The sequence below is a fragment of the Actinosynnema sp. NPDC023658 genome (assembly GCF_040639995.1).
GTDB lineage: Bacteria > Actinomycetota > Actinomycetes > Mycobacteriales > Pseudonocardiaceae > Actinosynnema.
The window spans coordinates 1-24,563 of the sequence record NZ_JBFAAX010000050.1 but is presented as its reverse complement, the minus strand read 5'-3'; the positions used below and the strand labels follow the sequence as shown (position 1 = coordinate 24,563).

Annotated in this window: 23 protein-coding genes and 1 pseudogene; 15 read left to right on the top strand and 9 right to left on the bottom strand. The window is 65.9% G+C overall.

Translation table 11 applies throughout. The features are described 5' to 3' along the window. From AB0G02_RS09490 to AB0G02_RS09460, 7 genes and pseudogenes are all read left to right on the top strand, one after another. Positions 1 to 998: hypothetical protein (locus AB0G02_RS09490; protein ID WP_360791857.1), on the top strand; the 998-nt coding region annotated here is incomplete at its 5' end. Between the two features lie 455 nt (positions 999 to 1,453). Beyond that, positions 1,454 to 3,316 carry a hypothetical protein gene (locus AB0G02_RS09485; protein WP_360791854.1) on the top strand — a complete coding sequence of 621 codons (1,863 nt, stop codon included), beginning with the start codon at positions 1,454 to 1,456 and terminating at the stop codon, positions 3,314 to 3,316. A 4-nt stretch (positions 3,317 to 3,320) separates the two neighbouring features. Continuing rightward, the gene (locus AB0G02_RS09480; protein ID WP_360791851.1) at positions 3,321 to 6,095 is read left to right on the top strand and encodes an ATP-binding protein; all 2,775 of its coding nucleotides are present in this window, start codon (positions 3,321 to 3,323) and stop codon (positions 6,093 to 6,095) included. A gap of 85 nt (positions 6,096 to 6,180) precedes the next feature. After that, positions 6,181 to 7,668, top strand: a complete 1,488-nt coding sequence (locus AB0G02_RS09475; RefSeq protein WP_360791848.1) for a DNA/RNA non-specific endonuclease — start codon at positions 6,181 to 6,183, stop codon at positions 7,666 to 7,668. Between the two features lie 13 nt (positions 7,669 to 7,681). Next, positions 7,682 to 8,098, top strand: coding sequence for an immunity protein YezG family protein (locus tag AB0G02_RS09470; protein ID WP_360791845.1), 417 nt, complete (start codon positions 7,682 to 7,684; stop codon positions 8,096 to 8,098). A 148-nt stretch (positions 8,099 to 8,246) separates the two neighbouring features. After that, positions 8,247 to 8,348, top strand: a pseudogene (locus AB0G02_RS09465) (transposase); the annotation flags it as partial. 757 nt (positions 8,349 to 9,105) lie between these two features. Then, complete coding sequence (locus AB0G02_RS09460) at positions 9,106 to 9,429, top strand: hypothetical protein (RefSeq protein WP_360791843.1); 324 nt, start codon at positions 9,106 to 9,108, stop codon at positions 9,427 to 9,429. 596 nt (positions 9,430 to 10,025) lie between these two features. Here AB0G02_RS09460 and AB0G02_RS09455 read toward each other — a convergent pair. Further along, positions 10,026 to 10,715 (bottom strand): hypothetical protein, encoded by a 690-nt coding sequence (locus AB0G02_RS09455; protein ID WP_360791840.1) that lies wholly within the window; start codon positions 10,713 to 10,715, stop codon positions 10,026 to 10,028. A gap of 432 nt (positions 10,716 to 11,147) precedes the next feature. On the opposite strand from AB0G02_RS09455, the gene AB0G02_RS09450 reads away from it, so the two are divergent. The 4 genes from AB0G02_RS09450 (at position 11,148) to AB0G02_RS09435 (ending at position 15,656) form a co-directional block, all read left to right on the top strand. After that, entirely contained in the window at positions 11,148 to 12,182 is a 1,035-nt protein-coding gene (locus tag AB0G02_RS09450; protein ID WP_360791837.1) for a nucleotidyltransferase, read from the top strand. Beyond that, positions 12,179 to 13,723: a ThiF family adenylyltransferase gene (locus AB0G02_RS09445; protein ID WP_360791834.1), complete on the top strand. Its 1,545-nt coding sequence runs from the start codon at positions 12,179 to 12,181 to the stop codon at positions 13,721 to 13,723. Before AB0G02_RS09450 ends, AB0G02_RS09445 begins: the two co-directional genes overlap by 4 nt. Beyond that, positions 13,720 to 14,184, top strand: a complete 465-nt coding sequence (locus AB0G02_RS09440; protein ID WP_360791831.1) for a Mov34/MPN/PAD-1 family protein — start codon at positions 13,720 to 13,722, stop codon at positions 14,182 to 14,184. Before AB0G02_RS09445 ends, AB0G02_RS09440 begins: the two co-directional genes overlap by 4 nt. A 95-nt stretch (positions 14,185 to 14,279) precedes the next feature. Next, positions 14,280 to 15,656: an SAVED domain-containing protein gene (locus AB0G02_RS09435; protein WP_360791828.1), complete on the top strand. Its 1,377-nt coding sequence runs from the start codon at positions 14,280 to 14,282 to the stop codon at positions 15,654 to 15,656. A 21-nt stretch (positions 15,657 to 15,677) separates the two neighbouring features. Here the strand turns inward: AB0G02_RS09435 and AB0G02_RS09430 are convergent, their stop codons facing one another. From AB0G02_RS09430 to AB0G02_RS09405, 6 genes are all read right to left on the bottom strand, one after another. After that, the gene (locus AB0G02_RS09430) at positions 15,678 to 16,193 is read right to left on the bottom strand and encodes a Mov34/MPN/PAD-1 family protein (RefSeq protein ID WP_360791825.1); all 516 of its coding nucleotides are present in this window, start codon (positions 16,191 to 16,193) and stop codon (positions 15,678 to 15,680) included. Continuing rightward, on the bottom strand, positions 16,190 to 17,476 hold the full coding sequence (locus AB0G02_RS09425; protein WP_360791822.1) for a ThiF family adenylyltransferase: 1,287 nt from the start codon (positions 17,474 to 17,476) through the stop codon (positions 16,190 to 16,192). Before AB0G02_RS09425 ends, AB0G02_RS09430 begins: the two co-directional genes overlap by 4 nt. After that, positions 17,473 to 18,015, bottom strand: coding sequence for a hypothetical protein (locus tag AB0G02_RS09420; protein ID WP_360791820.1), 543 nt, complete (start codon positions 18,013 to 18,015; stop codon positions 17,473 to 17,475). Before AB0G02_RS09420 ends, AB0G02_RS09425 begins: the two co-directional genes overlap by 4 nt. 3 nt (positions 18,016 to 18,018) lie before the next feature. After that, positions 18,019 to 18,981: a hypothetical protein gene (locus AB0G02_RS09415; protein WP_360791817.1), complete on the bottom strand. Its 963-nt coding sequence runs from the start codon at positions 18,979 to 18,981 to the stop codon at positions 18,019 to 18,021. 404 nt (positions 18,982 to 19,385) lie between these two features. Next, complete coding sequence (locus AB0G02_RS09410; RefSeq protein ID WP_360791814.1) at positions 19,386 to 19,913, bottom strand: flavoprotein; 528 nt, start codon at positions 19,911 to 19,913, stop codon at positions 19,386 to 19,388. Next, positions 19,910 to 21,124, bottom strand: coding sequence for a helix-turn-helix transcriptional regulator (locus tag AB0G02_RS09405; protein WP_360791811.1), 1,215 nt, complete (start codon positions 21,122 to 21,124; stop codon positions 19,910 to 19,912). The genes AB0G02_RS09410 and AB0G02_RS09405 overlap by 4 nt, the downstream gene beginning before the upstream one ends. Positions 21,125 to 21,288: 164 nt before the next feature. Between AB0G02_RS09405 and AB0G02_RS09400 the strand changes: the two genes are divergently transcribed. The 4 genes from AB0G02_RS09400 to AB0G02_RS09385 are packed head-to-tail and all read left to right on the top strand — an operon-like array spanning position 21,289 to position 22,730. After that, the gene (locus AB0G02_RS09400; protein WP_360791808.1) at positions 21,289 to 21,522 is read left to right on the top strand and encodes a hypothetical protein; all 234 of its coding nucleotides are present in this window, start codon (positions 21,289 to 21,291) and stop codon (positions 21,520 to 21,522) included. Further along, positions 21,512 to 21,808, top strand: a complete 297-nt coding sequence (locus AB0G02_RS09395) for a transcriptional regulator (RefSeq protein WP_360791805.1) — start codon at positions 21,512 to 21,514, stop codon at positions 21,806 to 21,808. Before AB0G02_RS09400 ends, AB0G02_RS09395 begins: the two co-directional genes overlap by 11 nt. Further along, positions 21,805 to 22,377, top strand: a complete 573-nt coding sequence (locus tag AB0G02_RS09390) for a bifunctional DNA primase/polymerase (protein ID WP_360791802.1) — start codon at positions 21,805 to 21,807, stop codon at positions 22,375 to 22,377. Before AB0G02_RS09395 ends, AB0G02_RS09390 begins: the two co-directional genes overlap by 4 nt. Next, complete coding sequence (locus AB0G02_RS09385) at positions 22,374 to 22,730, top strand: hypothetical protein (RefSeq protein WP_360791799.1); 357 nt, start codon at positions 22,374 to 22,376, stop codon at positions 22,728 to 22,730. Before AB0G02_RS09390 ends, AB0G02_RS09385 begins: the two co-directional genes overlap by 4 nt. A 51-nt stretch (positions 22,731 to 22,781) precedes the next feature. Here the strand turns inward: AB0G02_RS09385 and AB0G02_RS09380 are convergent, their stop codons facing one another. Beyond that, positions 22,782 to 24,248, bottom strand: coding sequence for a hypothetical protein (locus AB0G02_RS09380; RefSeq protein ID WP_360791796.1), 1,467 nt, complete (start codon positions 24,246 to 24,248; stop codon positions 22,782 to 22,784). Beyond that, on the bottom strand, positions 24,245 to 24,563 hold a 319-nt coding region (mobC, locus tag AB0G02_RS09375), incomplete at its 5' end, for a plasmid mobilization relaxosome protein MobC (RefSeq protein ID WP_360791793.1). The genes AB0G02_RS09380 and mobC, both read right to left, overlap by 4 nt.

The following is a 24,563-nucleotide window of genomic DNA, read 5'->3' as shown; positions in this document are numbered from 1 at the left end:
GGAGTGCAGCGATGAACACCTCCATGTCCTTCCCCGAGCCGAACGACGACGACGTGGAGCGCGCCGTGGCCGAACTGGAGAACTATGTCGCCGCCCACGCCCCGGCCGCAGCCGACCCGGCTCCACCCGCTGTCGCACCGGCCACCAAGCGGGTCCGCGACCTCCGTGCCGAAGTCGACGAGGCCCACGTCCTGCTGGAGTTGCAGGCCGACGCCGCGCCGCTGCTGGTGGACACCAACCGGGTCCGGCGCAGCCGCAAGCGCGCCGCCGAAGCCGCCCGCCTCCACGCCCTCGCCCAGGACCCAGCCGCTCGGGCCTGGCAGACATCGCGGTTGCGCCTGGTGCTCACCGCCGCAGCGCTGGCGGCACTGGTCGGGGCGCTGGCGTGGTCCACCACCGGCGTTCACCACACGCTCACACGAGGCATGGTCGAACGCACCGCCGCGTGGTGGGGCGCCTGGGCAGTTGAGCCGGTGATCTCGACGGTGCTGCTGGTGGTGGTCGGGGCGCGGGCCTTCCTGGCGACCCGCGGCCAGGTGCTGCACCACCCACACCTGGCGGTGGTCGAGTACGGCGCGTTGACGGTGACGCTGACGCTCAACGTGTGGCCGTACCTGCCGTGGGTCTCAGTGCCGTGGACGCGGTTCGACCCGATGCAGCTCCTCGCCCACGCCATCGGCCCACTGGTCGCGGTCGGCGCCGTGGCAGTGCTGCCGATCATCTGGACGGCGTTCGCCGACCTCGACCACGGCCTACCGGTAGGCCCCACTCCTACCCCCACCAGCGTGGAGTACAGGCAAAATCCGCCCACTGCCGGAGCTGCGCAGCGCCGGGCTGCCGAGGACCGACTTGCCCTGCTTGTAGACCGCGCCCAACAGATGATCGCCGATGGACGGTTGCACGCGGACCCATCCGCGACCCGACTGAGGGAGGCGTTGGGGTGCGGCACTGACGCAGCCCGCGAAGTCCGCGACACCCTGCGGCGCGGACTCGCATAAGCGCCGACCTCCAGCCACTTGTTCCCATGACGACTACAGGAGTAGCACAAGAGCAGTACGTGCAGATCGAGGTGCGCTTCAGGGAGGAGGCGCAACCAACAGCCTCAATTCTGAGAACAACTCACATCGACCAACCGCAAGAATACGGATTACAGATACACGCCCCGCCAAGACAATCGGCAACACCCACGAAGACGTGTGGTACAAAACCTTCGCAAGCAGACTGAACCGCGTCACCCAGAAGGCGGAACGAATAAGAACAAGCAGCTCAAACACGCGCACACCCGAATCGGAATTAGTCTCACGTTTCCACGGCAACAAGAATATTAGCCCGTTCGTAACGCGATACATGCACCGGCCGGTTGTCGACGTAACCGGCTGCTTGAGCTGCCCAGGCGTTGGGCGAGTCGTTTGCGCGGCCGGCCTCACAGGGCCGCATCCGGCAGGAGGTTGTCTTGACCAGTTCGACCAGCATGGTGCTGGCTGATCGTCTTTTCGTGCCGCAGGAGCGATGGGGCTGGGAGTACGTACCGCCCGCCCCGATCTCACGCAGCCCCGAGTCCGACCGGATGCCGGTCTGGTACGAGCCGCCGGAGCCGGATGTGGCTGCGTTACGGCAGAAGGTCGCGATTGCCAAGAAGAAGCTGCCCAAGCGCTTGGGGATCACTGCTGCGGCATGGATCGTGCTGTCGTTCGGCTCTACCACCCTGGGTTTCGTCGCCTTGGCGGCCGGTATCGTGGCGTTCGTCGTCGTACCGATCGTCGTGCCGAACTCGCAGATCAAGTCCGCCGTCGCGCAGGCGAAGACGGAACGCGAAGTCCGATACAACCAGTTCCTCCAGGCCCAGCACGATTGGCAGGCCCGGATCGCCGCGCACGACCAGGCCGAGTGGGCCCGTCAAGCAGCGGCGCAACTGTGGCACCCGCTGCAGTTGCGGTCGGGGCCGAGCCGAGTGGACGTGTTCGGTGGCACGGTCGAAGGTTGGACCAGTTTGTTGGCCACGCTGGGCTGCTCGCTGGCCCAGGCGGGCACGAAGCTGACAGTGGTCGACTTCAGTGAGCAGTACGTGTCCAGCGCACTGGCGGGGCTGTTGTACGAGCGCGGCCACCAGATCACCCAGGTAGACCTGCCCACGCACGCCAACCGGTACGGCGTGTTGGCCGGTCTGGAGCCCGACGAGGCAGCCGATGTGCTGGCTCAGGCCGTGCACACTCTGCGCCGCCCCGGCGATCACGTCGACCTGCGCGCCCTCGACACCGACCTGCTGGAGACGGTCTTGCGCCGGCTGACGGACAACCCCACCTTCCGCCGGATCGTCGCCGGGCTGGAGGTGCTACGCCGCACCTATGACATCGGCTCCGACGAGACCCTGAGCACCGAGGAGATCACCCGGCTGACCTCGGCCGTGGACACCATCGGCCAGGGCGAGCGCGTGCAGCAGGAACTCCAATTCCTCGCCAGTTCGTTGGGCCTGCTGGCCAAGGACGAGGTGACGAGTCCCGATGCCGCGCCGTTGAGCGAGCTGTGGACCTCCGGCGGGCTCGCGGTGGCGGCCACCACGCACCAGCAGTCCCGGCGCAAGGACTTCCTGGACCGGGTGGTGTTCCATCGCCTGTTGCACGACGTGCGCGACCTGCGTGACGGCGGCGACCGCGTGCTGTTCGTGGTCGGTGCCGACGACATCGGGCTGGAGGGCCTGGAGTCGCTGGCCAGGCACTGCCGTCGGGTCGGCGTGCGGTTGATCCTGCTGCTGGAGCGGTTGCGCGGCGACCTCAAGGAGCTGCTGGGCAGCTCCGACAGCGCCGCGATCCTGATGCGCCTGGGCAACGCCCAGGACGCCGCCGCAGCCGCGGAGTTCATCGGCCGGGGGCACAAGTTCGTGCTCAGCCAGGTCACCGCCCAAGTCGGCACCGCCACTACGGCAGGCACCACGGAGACCGAAGGCACCGCCAAGGGCACCAGCGAAACGGTCAGCACCTCCACGACCAAGGGCCGGTCGTGGAACAAGGACGTGGCGCACTGGTTCGCCGACACCGTCGGCGGCAACTCCAGCACCTCGACCTCGACCTCGTTCACCGAATCGTTGACCCGCAACTGGTCGACGTCTGTGAACGAGTCGACCACCGAGTCCACCAACCGCGGCACCACGCAGGCCCGGGTCTACGAGTTCGCCGTGGAACCCACGACCATCCAGTCGTTGCCCACCACCGCCTTCGTCCTGGTGGAGAACCCGCCGTCGGGACGGCGCGTAGTGGTCGGGGACTGCAACCCCGGCATCACGCTGCTGGACCGCGTGGCACTGTCCCCGCGGAGCTGACGCCGTGAGCCTCCTCGAAGGGTTCAGTTGGCACCAGGTGCTGTCCGCCCCGCGCCTACCGGACGACCCGGCGGTACCAGACCCGGTGCCAGCGCAGCTATTCGCTGCGCTGTCCGGTGCGCACGCTGAGCTGTCCGGTGACACCGGCGCCGCGATCGCCGTGGCGTGGTGCCGACTGCCCGGCGAAGACCGGCTGAGGTTCCTGGTCGGCGGACGGCCCTACTTCCCGCCCGCCGGCAAAGGCGGCGGGCCGCTGCTATACCCGCCTGGGTCGACCGGCGAGAGCACCGACATCGACATGACCGACTTCCCACACTGGATCAGGTGCCCCGGTCGGGTCGATCCGCTGTGGACGGCGGAGGACAGCGGCGCACGGGGCGGGTTCGACGACTACGTCACCCACCTGCGCGACCCGTTCGCCTGGCTGGTAGTCGCCGAACCGCTGCCCGCGCCAGTGGTGGACCGCGAGCTACTGCACCTGTCCAATCTGATCCCGAGGATGCGGCAGAAGGAGAACTCCGAGGCGGACAAGGTCGCCCTGGAGCGCGCCCAAGCCCGTTATCGGGAGCTAAGCCGGGCCCGGACCGGCGGCATGTGGAACGTCCACGTGCTCGTCGGCGGCGTCACCGAAATCGGCGCCCGCCGGGCCGCCGCGCTGCTGTGCGGCGCCAGCGAACTCGACGAACTGCCTTACGCCCTGGTCCCGGGAACCGCTGTCGGGACGTTCGAGTCGGCATCCGACTCGGTGGCCGGTGACGGGGACGCCCCGCGCTCCCCCTTCACCGCCGGTGCCGAACTGCTAGCCGCCGTGGCCCGCCCACCGCGCAAGGAACTGCCGGGCATCCGACTGGTTGAGCCAGCGGCGTTCGACGTGACGCCGGAACGCGACGGTCCGATCCGGCTAGGCGAGGTCCTCGACGAGGCCGACCAGCCCACCGGCCCGTTCGGCGTGGACCCGGCCACGCTCAACCGGCACACCTTCGTCGCCGGCGCAACCGGCGGCGGCAAATCCCAGACCGTCCGCCACCTGCTTGAACAACTCCACCACTCGGACGTGCCCTGGCTGGTCATCGAACCGGCCAAGGCCGAGTACGCCGCCATGGCCGGCCGCATCGGCGGCGACCAGGTCGTCGTCATCCGCCCCGGCGACCCCGACGCCCTCCCCGTCGGCCTCAACCCCCTCGAACCCGAACCCGGCTTCCCCATCCAGACCCACATCGACCTGGTCCGAGCCCTGTTCCTGGCCGCATTCGACGCCGACGAGCCCTTCCCCCAGGTCCTCAGCCACGCCCTCACCCGCTGCTACACCGACCTCGGCTGGGACACCGTCCTAAACGAGTCCCGCCTGCCCGGCATCACCCCCCGCTACCCGACCCTGGCCGACCTGCAACGCACCGCCATGGAAGTGGTCGAAGGCATCGGCTACGGCAAGGAGATCACCGACAACGTCCGCGGCTTCATCGACGTCCGCCTCAGCGCCCTGCGCCTGGGCACCCCCGGCCGATTCTTCGAAGGCGGCCACCCCCTCGACGTCGCCGAACTGCTGCGCCGCAACGTCGTCCTGGAGATCGAGGACGTCGGCAACGACCAGGACAAGGCCTTCTTCATCGGCGCGGTGCTGATCAGGTTGCACCAGCACCTGCGCACCAGACGCACCCCCGGCGCGGTGGTCCTGCGGCACGTCACCGTGATCGAAGAAGCCCACCGCCTGCTCAAACGCACCGAGGAAGGCACACCCGCCGCCCACGCCGTCGAACTGTTCACCTCGCTGCTGGCCGAGATCCGCTCCTACGGCGAGGGCATCGTCATCGCCGAGCAGATCCCCGCCAAGATCGTCCCCGACGTCATCAAGAACACCGCACTCAAGATCATCCACCGGCTACCCGCCCAGGACGACCGCGACGCCGTCGGCGCGACCATGAACCTCGACGACGAGCAGTCCCGCCACATCGTCTCCCTGCCACCAGGCCGCGCCGTCGTCTTCACCGACGGCATGGACCGACCGATCCGGGTAGCCGTGCCGCTGGGCGAAGGCCGTGAAGCCGCGACCGCCACTGCGTTCCCTCCCGTGTTGCGCCCACGCAGCGTCGTCTGCGGCCCCACCTGCGGTGCCCGGCAGTGCACCCTGCGCGAGATCGGACTCGCCAGCCGGCTGGCCGAGTCACCGCGGTTCGTGCTGTGGATCGAACTGCTCACCGTCGCACACCTGGTCGGCCGACCCGCCCCACGCCCGGACACCGAGTGGCTGCGGACACTCGCGGAAGTAGGGCGGCGGACATTGGAATGCGCGGTCGCGCACGGTATCCAGGCAGCCATCAATACCCGGTACATAGGTCTAGCGGAATACTACCAGCCTGAAGCGCTAGCAACGCACCTTGCGGACGCAGCAATTGAAACCTTGGACGGCAAAGCACCGTGCGGCGACACGGAGACGATGTGGCAGGCGGGGCGCTTCCGATGGATCGACGTGCTGAGAGTGTTGCGAACAACGGACTCACCGGGTCAGCACCATTATACGAATTCTTGGAGCGCTCGAGGTCTGACGCTAACCGGCCGTACGACGCGCGAGCAGCTAACGCAGCTACGCGCGCATCCGGACATGTGGCGACCGCGCCGCGAAACGATCACCGGGAATCGCGCTTACGAGTCTGCCGTAGCGCGCTTGAGTGATCAAGCCAGCCCCAGCGAGCGGTTCTTGCAAGCGACAAAATTTTTGAACCTCCGCACGACATGGCCTCTCGCTGTACTGAATATCCGGGAGAGCTCAGATGAGTCTTGAGACACGCCCTTCTGACGCATCTAAAACCCCGCAAACATCATCTGCACTCGAAACCTCGTCTCCGGTATCCGATAGCGATATAGCAGTGAGCTCCGAACGAACTTTGCCTGACTCGTTCGGCGGCGGACTCGAAGGAAATGCGAATACTGGAGAGGATCACAAGGTAGACGGTGATAAGGCAATCAACCGCGAGCAACCACTGAGTGAGTCGAACTCCAACCACTCGTTTCAAACTGGTGAAAGAAGTGGCGAGTCGCCGTCCGAGTCAGGACTTGACACACATAAGCATAGCAGCAGTAGCGGTTTGACACAGGTAATACCCGAGAATGACAGCGACCGGATGCTAGACCAGGAACGGGACTTATCGCCGTCAATAATCAGAGAGGAAGACGACAAAACAGCGTCATCTGCTATCGAACCCGGTACTGTCGGCACTTACCCGGTAGAAGATAAGGGCGGGGTTCAGGTTGCTCTTTCCCCGGCACACTCGACGGGGAGAGAGGAAGACAACAGTCAGCCATCCCCCACCCACCAGTCCCCCGAAACAACAAGACGCGATGTTGATGACGTCGAAATCAGCCGCACCGATACTGACAGATCGGGTGGAACAGCATCCCAGGAAGGCGCTGAGAACGAGTCGCGTACCGCGACAGGCCAGTCCGTCGACATGACGGTTCGCGAGGAGCCTCAATCTATAACCCCTGCGGACTCTTTGAGCGACACCTCGGTCGACAGCGAGCAGCCATCGAAGCAGATCGACAATTATGCATCCGCCGACGCCACTAATACCACTGCAAGCACCAGCGCTACAGCTCACGACATTCAACGAGCTGAACCCTCCGACGAGCAGGCCGCCACTGGAAATCACCAAACGCCAGCCAGCGAGAAACCGCCGAAAAACCAAGTAGTAGAGATATCGCCATTCGGATCCGAGTCTTCATCCAGCAGCGATAGCAGCACGACAGGCAAACACATCCCAGCAGTCGAAACCGAGCCTGTCGTCACATCAAGAGATAATTCAAACGGGAGTGACACCCCCACGGCCAGCGAGAAGATGGTTCGTGAAGTAGAAGGCGGCGGCCCTCGACGTTGGAATAAGGAGCTGAATAAACCAAATCCCGATACAGTATACATCGTAACAAACGCTAATAGCGGCGAGAAAGCCACCTACGAAACCGACGACCGATCGAGGGTGATCCGCGCCGAAGGGGCAGCAACCATACCAGCGTCACCGAACCCGCGAAACGGATACCAACAGCGTGTCGCTGGCCGAGGCGATCGCTTACAGGGAGATGAAGGCGGACACCTCTTCGCCTCAAGCTTAGGCGGAATAGGCGAAGCGATAAACATCGTGCCTATGGCTGATCAACTCAACAGTACAGGAAAACGACGTTGGTATAAGATGGAGACAGAATGGCGAGATCATCTAAACAAGGGAGACAAAGTCCATGTGGAGATCTATCCAAAGTATCCAGAGGATAGCAAGCGTCCCACCGAATTCGAGGTAAAGTACACAGTCACCGACGCCTTCGGCAACGCTACGCCAAACCTTATGTCGTTCATGAATAAGTGACAGGATGAACAGTATGACGAACCCTACGCTGGATACAGGCGATGTGTACCAAAAGATTGTAGATGCCTCGTTGGCGAACTTGCCCGACGACTGGAACACTGCACGCATAACAATTTACATGCTGTCATCCCAGTCCCACCTCGGAGCTGAGTACACGACCCAAAACGTAGAAGCCCCCATAAAGTTTGTACCTACATTCGATGCTCTGCGAGCGTTCAAAGAACTCCGCGAGTTGACCGCTCAACCAGGCAAGGGTGCCTGGTATACCGCGATCTTCAAGATGGATCGCTCAGGCAAATTCGATGTAGAGTTTGACTACGACATCAAGCCAGCTTTTCCATATGATGTCGACGACGAGGATTACCACGAAGACCTGGACGAATACCCGCGCGAACCTGAGTACATCCCCGAATGGATGCCAGCTCGATAATGCTCGCAAAAATTCTAACTCACATTGCAGAACGTTGTCGGAGGTGAGGTCGCCTATAGCTCGGAGGCTTTCCAGGCATGGTCCGGTAGGGCCTGAAGGGAGTCGTCCGTGGCACCACCGAAGAAGGATTCTGACGAGTTGAGGGCGCGTGCGGTCCTGGTTGTACCGGGAGTCGGAGCCCAAGCCGGTGATTCGGCGTCTGGCCGAGCGGCTGGGCGTGCACCCGGAGGCGTTGCGGAGCTGGATCCGGCAGGACGAGGCTAGCGTGGTGAGCGGGACGACCGGCCCACCGCAGCCGAGTCGGAGGAGCTGCGCTGGCTGCGTAAAGAGAACACGGAGCTCAAGCGGGCCAACGAGATCCTTAAGGCCGCGTCTGCTTCTTCACGGCGAAACTCGACCCGACCCGGCGATGGTCGTGAAGCTGATCGAACAGCTTCACGGCCCGCTTCGGGGTCGAGTGTGTGCTTCGGATCCTGGGCATCGCCTCGTCCACGTAATCACGGCTGAGTGGCTGGCCATGCCGCCCCGTTCCGCCGCGAACGCGACGACCTGGCGATCACTACGGAGATCGTCGACGTCTATGCCACCTCGGGTGGGACCTACGACTCCACGGATGGTTCAGCCCGGACGAGTACGAAGCAGCCTGGCACACAGCCCATGCCGAACCGATTACCATCCCGGCATCACCGACCCGATCCAGGTAAAAACCGCCTCGGGTTATCGGGGAACCTCAAAGACCATGACCTGGCAGGCATCGAAGACCATCCTGGGCGCTGGCACCTATAAGGCCGGGATGGACGCCTCCAAGCTGCTGACCAACCACAAGGGCGTCGGCCTCCTGCTGGGTGCCGATGGTGAGACCGAACTGTCAGCCGGGGAGGCGGTTACGGTGCGCACGCACCTGCTGCACATCACCGCGATTCGCGCCGCTTGCGAACGCGGCCGAGTGCTGCGAAGAGCAGGCCGGGACGCTGACCGGGGACGCCTACGGAGAGCACGACCTGGCGGTGCTCGATTCCACGTCAGCCGCACGCCTGGCCAACGAGGTCGCCACGGTCACCGCCAGTGCATCAAAGCTCGCAGGCGCCGAGCCAGGACGCGAACTACCCGAAGTGCTGACGCTGCTGGCCAACGTAGTCGGCGAAGACGAGCACGGCCTGGTAGCTCGGTCGGAGCTGGCCGGGCGTATCGGTTGGGAGGTCGAGGCGTTCGGTGAGGCACTGCGCGCCGCCGGAGTTCCCTCAGCGGGCAAGCGACGGATGCCGGGCCACGACAACCCGGTAAGCGTGGACGACCTAGACATGATCCGCGCCGTGATCCACGGCAGCTGAGGCCGGAACGGGGTCGGCACAGCTGTGCCGACCCCGCCTGACCGTTCCAACTCCGCAGCAGCGACCGAAACGGCATTGACCTGTCACGACGGGGAACGTTCCGCTGTGCCGATCAACTGCGGTTCTTGCCAGGAGCGTCCCGCACAGGCCTGTTGAGGGCCGTGCTCCGACTCCTCAGCACGTTGCCGAAGGTTGGAACAGAGGCCCGGCTGACCACAGACCGTCCCTCCATCCTTGGCAGGCACGAGGACCGGATTCAGCTACCTGCATGAGTGGGATCAACCGCTGATCGTGCGGTGCGCATCGCGACGAGTCCGAACACGCGTTGCGCGGCCTCCTGTGGCGAGCGGTCCACGACGAAGCGCAGTCCCTTCCGGTGCAACGCGCTGCGCAACGCCAACTCCGGTTTCGTGCCTGAGCTCCTGACACGCCGCATCAGCTTCGCCGCGGCGGGGTTCGCAGCAGGAGGCGTCGGCCTAGGTTCAAAAAGCTGTACATAGTTCCAGGTTGCCAACGACGCCTGACAACCTGACTGCATCGGGACACGGGGCGTCGATGCCTGCCGCGCCCACTCGTTGCTCGACCAGGTATGGCTGTCAGGCGGCACCCGTGATGGCCCGGGGGTCGAAGGCGTGCCCGCGTTGGCTGTAGGGGACGCGGCGACCGTCGGAATCGACGTCAGCGGACACGTAGACGCAGCGGGCACCGAGGAGCGCGGCGACGCGCATCATCGCGAGGGTGAGTGGGACGCTGCCACCGGTGACATCGATGAGCACCCGATCGGCAGGGACATTGAGAGCACGGAGTAGGTCGAGGACTTTGTTGCTGTCCTCGACCGCGGCGACCGGGCTGTGCGCGTCGTCGATCAGGACGGGCTGGAACGCGATGCCGTCAGCAGCCAACTCCGCCGCGAGGTCGTCTGCCATTGGCGCGGTTCGTGGGGTCAAGACGCCGACGACCGTCTTGGGCGTGCTCTCCGCGCAGAGGAACTCCGGGACCTCCGGCGCTCGATCACGGCGCTGCTTGCGCAGGTATGGATCCGAGCGAGCACTGATCGGCAGGACCAAGACATCAGCGGCAGGTAGCGGGGTGAAAGGTCTGCGAGCACGTTCGCCTCGATGACGTACCCAGGCGTTGCGCGCGATACCGACCAAGACCGCGAGGGTGAAGACCGTGATCACGGCCAGCACTCGCAGCACACCATTGCGCTGGGGCCGACCGGGGTCGCCGAGCCAGTCGACGAACAGGTCAGGGACGACCGGGATCAACAGGACCGCGATGAACACGCTCTCCAGGTGGGCGCCTGGCACCGAAGACGCGATCGCCCGCCCAAGCCAAGATCCTCATGCCCATCCCCATGTCGAGCGGCCAAGAGCCGGTATGGACCAAGTTCGGACTGCACGGCAACTGATTATCGCCGATGACTCATACGCGTAACCGTCGAGGTGTCGATCCGTACTGGATCGATCTCCCACCCGTACAGGAAACCCTCATGGCTAGAGGCAGTCGTTATCGGTGCTCGGTTCCGCATTACCAGAAGCAGGTGACTGCCCGACGCCGCTTCCTCATCCACCTTCACCCTGCGTATCCGCTCATGTGATCAGCGTCACAACAGTTGCATTGTTGAAAGCCGGAGTTACCATCATGCAACCACTCGACCGTGACACCTCTTGCGCTCATCCGATCGCAAGCGTCACCAGAGCGGAAGGGGGCAGTCGATGGCACACCTGGCCGAGTCTTTCAAAGCTGCGCTGAGCCAGATCGAGCCGGAGGATGACGCAAAGAATGCCCAGGAAGCACACAATCAGGTCACCGAGGCGCTGGAGGCCGATGACCGCTTGAAGCGGCTGGGTATATCGACGTTCCTGATCGGGTCGTACGGTCGGCATGTGTCGATCAAGCGGGTCAAGGACGTCGACGTGTTCGTCCGGCTGACCAATGCGACGTCATCGCTGCGCCCTGGAGACATACTCGATCACGTGACCGAAGTTCTGGAGGAAGCCTTCCCGGACCGCGTGGAGCGCCAGCACCGCTCGGTGATGATCAAGTTTCCCGACCTCGACCTGTCCGTCGACGTCGTCATTGCCCGCCCTTGCGTGGACCACCCGGGTGACCACTGGCAGATCCCGGAAAAAATCGAAGACGACGGGCGGGCGAGCTGGGTCGAGACCAACCCGATCAAGATGGCCGAACTCACGACAGCCGCGAACAAAGACTTCCTACTCGACCCTGACGACAAGAAGAGCGGCATCTACGTGCGGATGGTCAAGCTCATCCGACAAGTTCGGCGAAACTGGGTGGATGACCAGCCTGGCGGCTACTACTTCGAAGTACTCACCTACCACGCCTTCCAGGATCTGCAGCCCGACGAGAGCACGGTCGCCAGCTACTTGCCCGTGATCCTGGGAGAAATCGCCGAACGACTTCCCGATTACGTGGATGAAGGACCGGACGACCCCACCCTCGACGATCGCACGATCAAGACGAAGGCAACGGCAGAGCAGATCGAGGCAGCGGCCGACAGGATCGCTGAAGCGGCTGCCTTGGCGAAGAAGGCGCTCAAAGAAAAGGACCCTTGCAAGTCCGCAGTGCAGTGGCGGGACCTGCTGGGTGAAACGCAGAACACGGAAGAGTCCGAATATGTGTTCCCGCTACCCGACTACTGCAACCCCGACGGGTCCACCAAGTCTTCAGGTCGTGCCCTCGTCAAGGGAGCCCCCGCTGTGCCGGCGGGACGGGATCGGTACGCATGAGCAGCCCTTTCGCTGCGGCTGCGGACCAGTGGCGCGAACAACTGGTGGCGCTCGGGTTTACCGATGACGGTGATCACCTCCGCGGCCCTGTGCGATGGCACCACTCAACGACTGACCAGATCCACATCGCCCGTGTGGAGATCAGACCTGGGCGGACCTTCCCGTTCCTGCCTCCCAAGGTGGTCCTGCTGGACGCAGGGGCGCCATTCGAGACCACGTTCCACGCGAATGCTGACGGCTCCTTGTGCCTCTGGACGGATGATTGGGCGGTCGACCAGGCCCCCTGGTCGCGCCCAGGACTGCTGCTGGACCGCATCGGTGGCTGGCTTCGCAAGACCGCGGCCGGCTGGCCCGGTGATGACGACTGCGACCTGGAGCGCTACCTGGAGCAGGAGCACACCGATCGCAGGCTGGTGCTCTACGACGCTTCCACCTTGACCCCTGACCGCGCCGTGCGCACCGGGCCTGGACCGAACCCGCACACGATCGTCATCACGAACGAGCGCCGACGAGTCGGCGACCTCGACACGGGGCGAAGGCAACGGCGCAGGGACCGCAACTTGGCGTGGGTGGCCGATCTCGGTTGCATCACGCGCCCTCTGCGATCTTGGGACGACGCTGCCGCCGCGCTCGGCCCTCGTGCTTCCGAGGTGGAGCGGTTGATCGCCATCGGCGCCGTCACGCACATCCTCTTCCTCTACGCGCGCGGCACGAGGCAAGGCATCTTCGTGGTGAGGGTTCGAAAGTCGTCGAATGCCATCCGGGTGACCGCCTGTGAGAGCGCTGATGCCAGCGCTGCGACGCGCATGATGCGCGCAGGCTCGGCTGCTCCGGAGCTGTCGGCCACTCGGATCGCGATCGTCGGTTGCGGCGCAATAGGCTCCTTCGCGGCCGACGCGCTGTTCCGGGCGGGTGCGCGCAGGCTCACGCTCGTCGACGGCGAACTCCTCCGCCCCGGCAACGTGGTGCGGCACCTCGCTGGCGTCGGGTACGTCGGATGGCCCAAGACCGAAGCGGTACGGGCGTGCTTGACGGCTGTTGACCCCGACATCACCGGCATCCACGTCCCCTGGGGCCGTCTTGACAACCTGGATGAAGCGGAAGACCTCGTGCGCGACCACCAAGTGGTGCTGGACGCCACGGGCAGCGGCTGTGCGAGCAGCCTGTTGGCGACGGCGGCCGAGTCGATGGGCCGTACGACGGGGCACGCGGTGGTCTCGGCATGCGTGCAGCGTGATGGTGACGTCCTCAGGGTGGACCGGATGCCGCTCCGCAGCGGCGAGAGGTACCTCCCCGCTCTTCCCCGCCTCGACAGTGGCACCCGGCTCCAAGAGCGTGGTTGCGGCAGCGCGGTTTCGCCAACGCCACCAGGCGCGGTGGTGGCCGCAGCGGAACTCGCGCACCAGGTCGTCGTCGACGCTGCCTTGCTGACGTGTGAACTGCCCGCCAGCATCGCCGTCGTGCGGCGCCCTCAACCTGAGCCGCTCTACAACCGGATCGGCACGGTGACCAGCGACGTCCTGCAAGATGCGGCGTCATGAAGCCGCGGAAGACCCAGGCCGAGGTGCACGCTGACGCAGCGACCACGATCTCCGAGTTGGCCTCAGCCGCGCACCCGCGAGAGACCGGGGGGTTGCTGCTGGGCTGGTGGGCCAGCGGCCGAGTGGTCATCCGGTACGCCATCGAGGTACCCGACCCCAACGCAACGACGAACTCCTGGAGCAGGGACGAGAGTTCAGCACAGGCCGCCCTCGGCATGGCACTTGCCGCGCACGAACACCCGTGGCTCGGGTACGTGGGCGACTGGCACAGCCACCCGGCAGGGCATGGGACGAGCGGCCAGGACTTGACGTCCATACGGCGGGCGTCGATCGCCTACGAGCAGCCGCTGGTCCTCATCGTCCACCGGACCGACGGCCTGATCGAGATCACTGTCGCGCACCGAGGCGCGCACCCCACCACTCGTGCCTCGACAGCGGCACGGCAAGGACAGGAGGCTTGATGAACGGGCAGCGCCCAGCAGCGGGTCCACCGTCCAGGTCCGGCGTTCGACGCAACGGGGACAGGTTCCAGGACCTGTTCGTGTGGGGGGCCGCCATGCGCGTGATCGGCCCCGAGCGCCGCTTCTCGCAGGTGGAGGTGGAGGTCAACGACGCGGGGAACTTCGACGACGTGGTCCTGCGCAGCAGCACCGGGGAGCCTGACATCCTCGCGCAGGTCAAGTGGGCGACCAACCCGGCCGACCTGGTCAACGAGGGCTACCTCACCGCCACGTCCGGCAGGAGCAAGTCGCTATTGCAAAAGATGTACGACAGCTACGTCAAGCTCAGCGGCAGCGGTGCGACCCCCGTCCTGCGCTTGATCACGAACCGGGCCCTGGATCACGCCGACCCGCTGCTCGGGCACGTCGACGGCCGCACCGACCTGCTGATGCCGTACGCGGGCCAGGCGGAGCTGACGAGCGCAGCCGGGCGAGCTGTGGACCGATGGGCGGACCACGTCGGTGCAAGCCGCCTCGAACTGCTCGCGATGCTGGAGCACCTGCAATTCGTCACCGGGCGGACGGTCAGCGCCGAGGAGGACCACGTCCGCACGTTGATGGTCGCCGCAGGCCTTGACGGGAGTGCCTCCTCTCTTCAGCACGGGCTGAACACCGTTGCGAGTTGGGTCACCGGTGGCAGGCGGATCATCCCCGAGGAGGACATCCGAAGCACGGTGGAGTCCCTACACCCGACGCCCCCCTCAGCGATCTTGCTCGTCCAAGCCATAGATGCCGATCCCCATGCCGAGGACGCCACCATCGCCCTGAACTGGGTGGATCTGTTCGACGGTGACAACGCCCAAGTTCGCGTTCAACCGCGGTGCGCTTCGGACTGGGCTCGGATGGAGCAGGAGATCATGGACGCCGCCGCAGCACTGGAGAGGGACGGTTGGCGCTCCACCCTCATCGGGGGTGCCATGCGCCAAGCGACGTTCTTCCGCGTTGGCGCCGCGCTCCCCCGTGTACGCGGCCACACCCTGCGATACCTCCAGGGCGGCAAGCTGTGGTCCACAGATGCACGGAAGGCAGCCATCCCCGCACCGCAACTCCGACGACAACAACTGGACTTCGGTAACGACCTGGCCGTCGCCATCGGGGTCGCCGTCGACCCGACCTCAGCGGTGATCGCGTACCTGAAGGACAACAGCGTCCGAGCCAGCCGCCTGCTCACCATCCAGCCAGGTGGGGGGAGCGACGACCAGTCCATCGCCGGTGCGGGGCAAGCCGTCGCCTATGCAGAAGCGATCCGGAACCTGGTCCGCGAGGAACTCGACGAATTGCCGAGCACCGAACGCATCCACCTCTTCATGGCAGGCCCAGGCGGTCTCGCGCTCCTGCTCGGGCACAGGTGGAACCGCACGCGGGTCACCACCGTTTATGAACACCTCGGCGGGCACCGGGGGTACACCACGGCGTTCGAGGTGGACAGCTGACGGGCCACCCGCTTCACCCGGTCACGTACCTCGAAGTTCCTCCGGTATGAGCAGGACTTCGGATTCGATCGGCACAGCTGTCACCCCCGTCGTGGTGCAGGCCCAACCCACAACACGGGTGGTCGCTATCGGCAAAAGGGGGCCGATCACGATGGCGAGCACGACGTCGAAAGCGAGCGCAGGATCGGCCAGCAGGGTGGAGTAGGTGAGGAGGTCGCGCGGGCTCGGCACGGCGTCCGCACGGGGATGCGTGTGCCACTCACCGATCCAGATGCTGCCGTCAGTGCGAAAAGCGGCTTCCGCCAAGTGCTGGGCATGCGCGAGGTCGCGCAGGAAGTAGTTCGGGGTCCGTATCGCCGCTGGCCCAGGGGTACCTGCGTGCCGCACGTGTGCCGTGCCGTCGTCTTCGACGCGCCTGAAGAGGATCCCGCCGGTCTCAGCACCGTCGTCTGCCTCGGTCACGGTCCGGCAGATGGTTCGGGCGCTGTCCGGAGCCACCACGATCCGCCGCACAGCGGCGGGGTTGGCATCGTTCACGGCTCTTCGCAAGTGGGGCACCCCAGGCGAGGAGGGCTGTGCGGCAGCCAGCGGATGTCGCCGTTGCGGTTCAGGTCGAACGGGGGAGCCCAGCCGAGTGTCGGGCGCAGCCCGAAGATGGCGTGCTCACCGGGCAATTTCTGGTCGGAATGACCTTTCCGTTCCAGCACCGTGGCCGCGGCGGCCTTAGCAGCCATCTGGCCGACGAGGTGCAGGTCCCCTCCGACGGCAGTCATCGGCCGGTGCGCGGTCCCCGTGCCGTACCCCAGGTCGAGGGCGGGCTCGGGATCCACCGCTCCTCGGGCTACGAGCGCCTCGCGACGGCAGGTCAGGCAGCCGTGGTTGGCCCAGGGGCGCAGCCGGATGATCTCGCCGATCGCGCCGTCTTGGAGCACGCAGGCGAGAATGGCGTCAGTCCGAGCGCGTCGCGCCAGGTGGCTGACGACACGACGCGCTGCCACGCCGTCGGCCGTGCAGAGCACGACGCCGACATCCCGAAGACGAGGTCTGATCAGGTGCGCCGCAGCGATGACGTCCACGGGCAGCGCGTCCACGTGAGTGGCTGGCCACGCCTCGGCCAGTTCCTGCTTGACCGCGTCGACCTTCAGCCTGCCGACGTGCTTGACCGAGGAGACGTGGCGCACCACGTTGTGGCTGAGCAGGCGGTCAGGGTCGACGAGGACGATGCGCCCGACGCCGTAGCTGGCCAGGGCGTGGGCGGCGGCTCCGCCGATGCTGCCCACCCCGACGAGCATGACCGACTTCTCTTCCAAGTGGCCAACCGGCCAGTGCCCGGCCAGCTGTGGAAAGCCGTGTTCAGCGGACACCACGTCTATGGCTACCGGGCGTGCGGCGGCCGGGGTGACGTACCAGGCGACCATTTCGGGGATGTTGATGTCCGGGAACTCAGCCGGTGCTTCCGCTGACACGGTCAACGCCACGTAGTCCTCGACGGCCGAAGGGCTCAACCAGCGACCGAAGACGTTCTCCTTGAAAGCCTTGAGGGAGATCTCCCGGCCGGTGTTGCGCGCGTGCCACCACAGGAGGTGCAGCGCGGGCGCAGCCCGGTACCAGCGGTGCTGCCCTCGGGCGTCCCCAGCGCTGAGGAAGTGGTTGGCGGAATGCAGCGGGGTGGGCATCACAGGGTTGGAGCCGTCCGACACCGCGATCACGGCGCCGACGTTGTCCGGATCCGATACCCGGAAGGTGATCTGGCCCCACTGACCACCTTCCTTCATGCGGCGAGCCGCTTCGCCCGGGACGAGCACGAGCAGGTCGTTCACGCCTGACCTCCACCAGCGGAGAGCTGTTCGAGCGCCTGCCCGACCAGGTGATCGCGGCTGGCGTCGTTGACGATGCCGTTGATCGTCATGGATTCGACGACACCGCTCTTGAGCAGCGCGTACTCCACGCGCCAGCCCGCCGCCTTCAGCAGCAGCTCGGTCACCGACTGCCGGCCGGTCCACGTCGAGTAGTCCTGCAACAGGCACAGGCTGCCATCGCCCATGACGTGGAACCGGGTCTGCCTGTACTCGATCAGTTCGGGCTCCGGGTCGAGCGGGAAGATCGCCGGTGGCACCATCGGGTAGGCATGTCCGTACTGCACCCTGATCGGCATGCCGTCCTGCCCGACCAGTTCAGCCAGGCCTGTGGGCTCGGGCCGGTGGAACGGCCACCTGGGCAGCCGCCCTTCCCAGCGGCCAGCTCCTTCACCGCACCATGTCAGCTCGGGGAACAGCTCGGCCACTTCGCGCTGATCACGAGCCAGGCGCCGGGGCTCGCACTCCCACCAGGAAACGGGTACTTCGCCGTTGGTGTTCATCGGTCAGCCCTGGGGCGCGTCCACGACCGGCCGCGGGACGTACAGGAAGGAACCGGCAGCGGTCCCCGAACCCTTCTCCTCCGGGGCCGGGAAGTCATCCCCGAACAACTCCCGCCAGAGCAACGCCGCTCCGTCGGTGTCGCCATCGGCTGCGGCCGCACATGCCTCCTCGGCGATGTCACGCGCGGACTCCAAGGCGGTGCGGAGCGCCTCGGTGTCGAGGTCGGGCTGGATCACGCCACAGTGCCCGGCCGGGTCCACCACGCCGTAGTTGACCTCGACCGCAGCGGCGGTGAAGAACGCCTTCAATGCCTGCGGCCGCGTTGTGTCAGTGGGGAGGCACTTCAGGGCGAGCACCTCCATGACCAGCGACTTGACCTTGGTGGGAACGCCGTGGCGCCACAGCTTGAGCACGCGCACCGTGGGGCGGAAGTACGACCAATTCTCCTGTCGTTCCTTGACCTGCGCGATGAGGTACTCCGGGGCAGCAGTGCTCCAGCACTCCTTCCGCTTGCTGGGGACCAGCAGGGTGTTGTCCGCTTGACGCAACACGGGCATGACGTCCACCGTGAACGCGTCATCCTGCTCAGGCGGATCGATGAAGCACTTGACGGCCCGGTCTCGCGGCTTGGCCAAGCGGACGAGCTCCTCGACGGTCCCGCCGTTGTCGCCCAACAACCTCTTGACCATCTCGCGGACAACCTCCAAGGCACCCGCTGACGAGTCGCCGGGCTGCCCCCACTCCGGGTACGCCGCCGCGTCGAAGACCATGATCAGGTCGACGTCGTGCACGGGCTTGAGCTGGGTGCTGCGCGCCAACGAGCCGGAACCGAACACCTCCAGCACGCCCGGTTCCCCCTTGAGCGCACCCTTGAAGGCGTCCCGTCGCTCGCGAGCCAGCCTCACCTGCTCGATGTCAGCGTTCACAGCCTGCTGGAAGGTGTCGAAAGCCTTGGTCAGATCCACTACTGCGCCTCATCTCGTCGACGTACCCACACACGAGCCGTCGCTGCGACGAGGACAGGGATCTCCTCGAGGGTAAGTCGGCCGTGGTGCACCACGAGATGACGATAAACACGACCCCCGACAGTTTTGCTCTCACGACCGACCGGGGAACCGAAACTTGCACAACGTGCATCCCGCACGCCACCTTAGGCGAGCCTCTCCAACGCATGACCGTGCAACCTCGCTACTATCAGCTGATAGTTAGCCCGCACTTCGATCCGTGGCCGCTCAACTCCATGCGCGGATCATTAGTGTTGACAAGTCTTTGGTCCGGTAAATAGTTACCTGAACTTCCGGACCGGGCGAGAGTTGCCAACTCGAATCCACGTTCTGTCATGCATCTCTATCCACCCAGCTGTCAGCAGTCATGACAGAGCATTAATGGCCGAGTGCCAAGGGTAATCGGCCACGGCGCGATGCCCCTGTCTAGGTGGGTGCGGCTCGAATCCCCCCGACCCGAGCAGCACCCTCACGCCTGAGGCACGTAGTGCTTCGACGCTGCGATACAGCGCGGCGTTGTTCGCGAGTGCCGTGTTCACGAAGGGAAGGACTGCGATCGGCACGCCCAGGCCGGTGAGTTCCGCGAGCTGTGTCAGGACGTAGGTGTCGGCGATGCCCGCCGCCCACTTATTGATCGTGTTGTAGGTGGCTGGTGCAACGATCACCGCGTCGGCAGGGGGAAGCGACGGCTGACCTTGGCTTTTGTAGCCGGTTCGCGCGGGGTGGCCGGTGAGCTGGTGCAGTTCGTCGAGGTCGAGGAAGTGCTCGACGGCGGATGGTGTGGCGATGCAGTAGACCGACCAGCCTGCTTCCTGGGCCAGCTTGATAGCGACATCGACGTGGCTGGCGGGTCCGGCGCCGCAGATCATCAGGTAGAGGACTCGTTCGGTCACGCCGGCACTCCGGCGCGCTCGGCCATCTGCTTCACCATGCGGGCGGGCTCGCCGGTGGTGTTGGACAGCAGCATCCTCAGCAGGCCGTGGGCCAGGGGGCGGCTGCGGACTTCTTGAGGTGCGGTTCGCTCAGCTTGGGCGAGGGCGCGGGTGGCCTCGGCGAAGTTGCCGCAGCGGGCGTTGGCCTCGGTCAGGTCGAGCAGGTGGTTGGCCCGGCGTTCCGGTGGCAGCTCGTCGAGAGCGCTACGGGGGATCGTCGCGGCAAAGCTGAGAGCTGCTCTGGCCTCGTAGAGGCAGACGAGGGCGGAGACGCGGTGGATGGCGACGTTGGCGCGGCCGAAGTGGGTGTGGTGGGTGTCGTAGTGGCGCTCCATGCGTTCGGCGGCTCGAGTGGCTTCCTGGTGCATGGAAAGGGCCAGGGAGGCGTCTTCCTGCTCGGCTGCGGTGATGGCAGCGGCGAGATGGAGCATGCCGTGGAGGGAGAGCAGACTCATCGGGTGCTTGGGTACTTCGGGTGCCATGCGGTCGGACATCCTCAACAGGGTGTCGACGGCCTGGGTGCGCTGCCTGGCTGCGCTCATGGCGCGGGCGACGCTGCGGGTGGCTCGGGCCTGCGACCAAGTGTCGTCGACCGCCAGGGCGGTGTGCATGGCACGGTCCGCGGCTAGCCAGGCGACGTCGTGGCTCTCGAACTTGAGCAGCATCGAGGAGGCCAGGCGGTAGGCCGCGATGAGCACGCGGTAGGCATCGACCTGCCCGGCTGGCAGTGCGGCAAGGGCTGCGCGCTGGGCTGCTTCCAGCAGCGTCGGCAGATGTTGCGCGACGGTGGTGAAGTGGGACGACGTCCAGGCGTGCTCGATGTAGTCGGCCTGGCGGGCGAGGTAGGCGACGCCGACGGGCTTGGTGTCCGCGGCCGCCAGGCCGGGGTAGCGGCCGAGTGCTGCGCGGATGGCGCTGACCTCGGCGGCGTCCACGCGGTCGGTGGCTCGGGCTGCGGCGGGTGCGTCGGTGAGGACGCTGGGGTCGATGGCGAGGGCGTCGGCGACCAGCTCGATGACCGGGATGCGTGCGAGGTTGCGCTCGCCCGACTCGACCTTGTCGAGCCAAGAGGTCGAGCGACCGATCATGTCGGCGAACTGCTTGCGGCCGAGGTTGCGGCGCAGGCGCCAGTAGCGGACGCGCTTGCCGATCTGGTCGGGGGTGTCCGACATCCGACTCCCTCCGCTGGTCGTTGGCCATAGGTCCCACGTCAGCGTAGCTGGCGGCCCGTCACACATTTTGTACGACTTGTGACGCTCAGTGCCTCGTACCTTGGCCATTGCCATTCGACTTCGAGTGGCAATGGTCGGGAACGACGCCTGTGCGGAGGTGTGCCGTGACCAAGGACGAGTTGCTGTTCAACACCTGGTTGACCAGCGTCAACACGAAGCTCGGGCGGTACATCGTGCGGTTGATGGACGAGAGCGTCCACACCGTCCGGGGTGAGGAGCCGAGATACAGCGAGGACCTGGTCGAGGTTGAGGCGGCCTTGGCCCGCGATCTCGGCGACCTCGCTGCGGCTATCGCGCGCAAAGCCGCAGGTGAGACCTTCTTGGTCGATGGCAGGTAGTGAGATGGCGCCGCATACGGTCCAGCTCCGTCGACGTTCGTTCGCCAAGGCCGTGGCGCTCGCCGGGTACCGGTCGGACTACGCGCTGGCGAAGGCGATGGGTGTCAACCGGTCCACGGTGGCCCGGGTTCTGAGCGGTGCCCTTCAGCCCGGGGCGACGTTCATCGGCAGTGCGCTGACCGCTCTCGAACCGATGGAGTTCAACGACCTGTTCGAGGTGGTGCCCACCGCAGCCGGCGCCGTTCCCGACGCTGATGAAGATCCGAGCAGAGGGGCAACGCAATGAGCAGCACGTCGGACACCCAGCCGCGGGAAGGGCTGGAGGCGGCGTTGGAGTACGCCGGCTTGGGCTGGCCGGTCATCCCTGGAGCTGTCTGGCACGAAGGGCGATTCGTCGATCCCAACAACGGTCAGCCGACCGAGAGCGTCACCCTCCGTCCTGTCAGCTCGGCCACCACCGATCCCGAGCTGATCAGGTCCTGGTGGTCGAAGTCGGGGCTGCACGTCCCGACGGTGCTGGGCGTCGTGGGTCACGGCCTCGGCGTCGTCTCGGTGTACGAGTCGCTGATCGACCACATCGTGGACCACCAGTGGTTCACCACCCGACCGACTCCGGTACTGGGCATCCCGGGAATGCCTCTCGCGTACTTCCTCGTCAGGCCGCCCGTCCCGCTGATGCTGGCACGAGATGAAGTGCGCGTCCTCGCCGACGGCACGACGTTGCCGCTGCCACCGGCCACCCTTGGCGACACCGCGGCCACCTGGCTGGTGTCCCCCGCCGACACGGGCAACGTGGTGCTGCTCGGCGACGAGTTCGCGGACCTGGTCGCCGCCGCTGGGGAGAGGGCCGAGTGAACGAGCTGCCAGAGGTACAGCTGGCGCGCGGAGCGTTCGGCGATCACATGCTCGACATCGCACGCGAAGAGGCGCCACGCACGTTCGCGATCGTCGAGGAGTGGGGTGACCAGCACGCCGTCCGGGTCGCGGGCTACGGCTTGGCCTTCGACGACCGCGTCGACGTCAACTCCGTCGAGGGCGACTTCCGCTTGTCGTCGCAGAGTCCCGAGAGCGCCTTGGCGATGTTCGGGGTGAGCACCGGCCTGGCCGACATCAAGCAGTTGCACCTCGTCTGGCTGGACGGCGCGTTGTCGGACGTGCCGCCGTTCGCGGTTCTGCGTGCCGAACGGCGCGCTGCAAGCTCGGCATGACCTCCGCTTGTGCGGAGGTGGTCGTCCTTCGGCCACCTCCGCACAAGCCGTTCAGCGCGTCCGTCTCGTCGGGTTCTGCGGTGTGTGCGGGAACCGTGTCGCCGGTGGCTCAAGCGCACTCTGTACTCGGCGTTGACCAACCACAGACGTATTCGTCTTCTGCTCGGGCCGTTGCCTGGCGGAGAGGCTCGCCGCGTAGGTGCTCACGGTGGTCGCAGCCCGGTGCGCCTCGGTGGCCTGCCGGTGGTGCCCACTTCGCTGACGTGCGGCTGCGATCTCGGCAAGCAGCGACGCGAGAACCAGAAGAAGCCCGACTACTAAGATGCCCGTGCTCGCCCTCCTGGTGAGAAGACCAGCCTTGAGCAGATCGCGAGCTGCTCCACGCAGTCCGACGGCGATGTCGGACCACCGACTCGGTTGCACGTGACGCGGTGTCGTCGCGGCCCACTCGTAGGCGTTGTAAGCCGCGGTCAACGGACCCGACTTGCGGCCCTCGAACGTTGTGGCCACCGCAATGAGCACGTCGGCGGTTGCGTGGGCGATGTCGTCCGACGGACTGCCTGCCGCGACCTGACTGCGAGCTGCTTCCACAGCTGTTGCCACATTGGTCAACGGGTCAGCGGTGCTGGAGTACATGTCGGCAGCCGCCCAGCGGGCCATCAGCTTCGGGGCGGACAGGTCGTGGGCGAGGCTGCTACCACCGAACCAGACCCGGCCGTCCGGCGAGGTCGTACTGTGATCGACGTTCAACGCGACGCGGTACCCGGTCAGACGCTGCTGCGCGTCCCACCGGGCCTCCACCGACACCAACAACTCCCGCTCCAACAAGCCGACGAACTCTGCCGGCGTAGCGGCTGTTGCCGCTGCGACTCGCACCGTTTGCCTCAACCAGTCCCGACTCGTGCCGGGGAGCCTGCGGCGCGCGGCTTTCTCCACCTCCGCACGAGTCGAACGCACGGCCGCCGTCTTGTCCGACGGCGACGTCCGCGTCAGGCCCAAGCGCTGCTCGACCTCCATGCACCACTGCCGCCAGCGCGGCCAGTCCCGGTAGGTGTCGGCGACCGTGCCATCACCCCGGACCAAGTTCACGGCCAAGTGGACGTGGTCGTTGCCGTCCTTACTCAGCCCGTGGTGAACCGCGACCCACCGACAGCTACCGCTGCCGTCCTCGCGTGGGCCGAAGCCCATCCGCTCGATGGCCTCGTTCACCAATTCGCGCCATCGGACGTCGCCGAGCCGACCGTCCTGGCGCGGGATGGACAGGACCACGTGGTAGACGTGGCCGCCGTCCAACTCGAGCTCGTGGCCGGTCATCGGAGCGTCGATCTCGCGAGCCAAGCGGGCCATCCACCCGTGCTGGCGGTCGGCGAACGCGCCACCTGCCAACCACTCCGGATCCCACGAGGCGACGAGGTGCGGGTCCGTGTGCTCGTTGCTCCTGCCCGGGCCGAACAGGTAGCGCAGCAAGCCGTAGGTGTCCTTGCCGTACTTCCCCTTGACCGGTGCCTTGGCGATCACGTCGGCTCCCGCGACGAGTCGGCCGGGTCGATGGCCGCCAGGACTTCGTTGAGCCGGTCGAGCGTCACGACGTGGTAGGCCAACGCGCCACTCAGCTCTGGTCGCAACTGGCCGGTGCTGTTGGCGACGGCTGCCAACTGGTTGAGGTTGACGCCGATCCGGGTGAGGCGAGTTTCGACCGTGTCGAGGCGCTCAGCCCACCAACGCTGTGATCGCAGGCGGGACTTCACCCTGGATGTTGGACACGGGGTTATGCGGCGTGGGTCAGCGTAGCCGGTGTCGAAGTGAGGCTGTTCTCGTAGTCGATTGGGGATG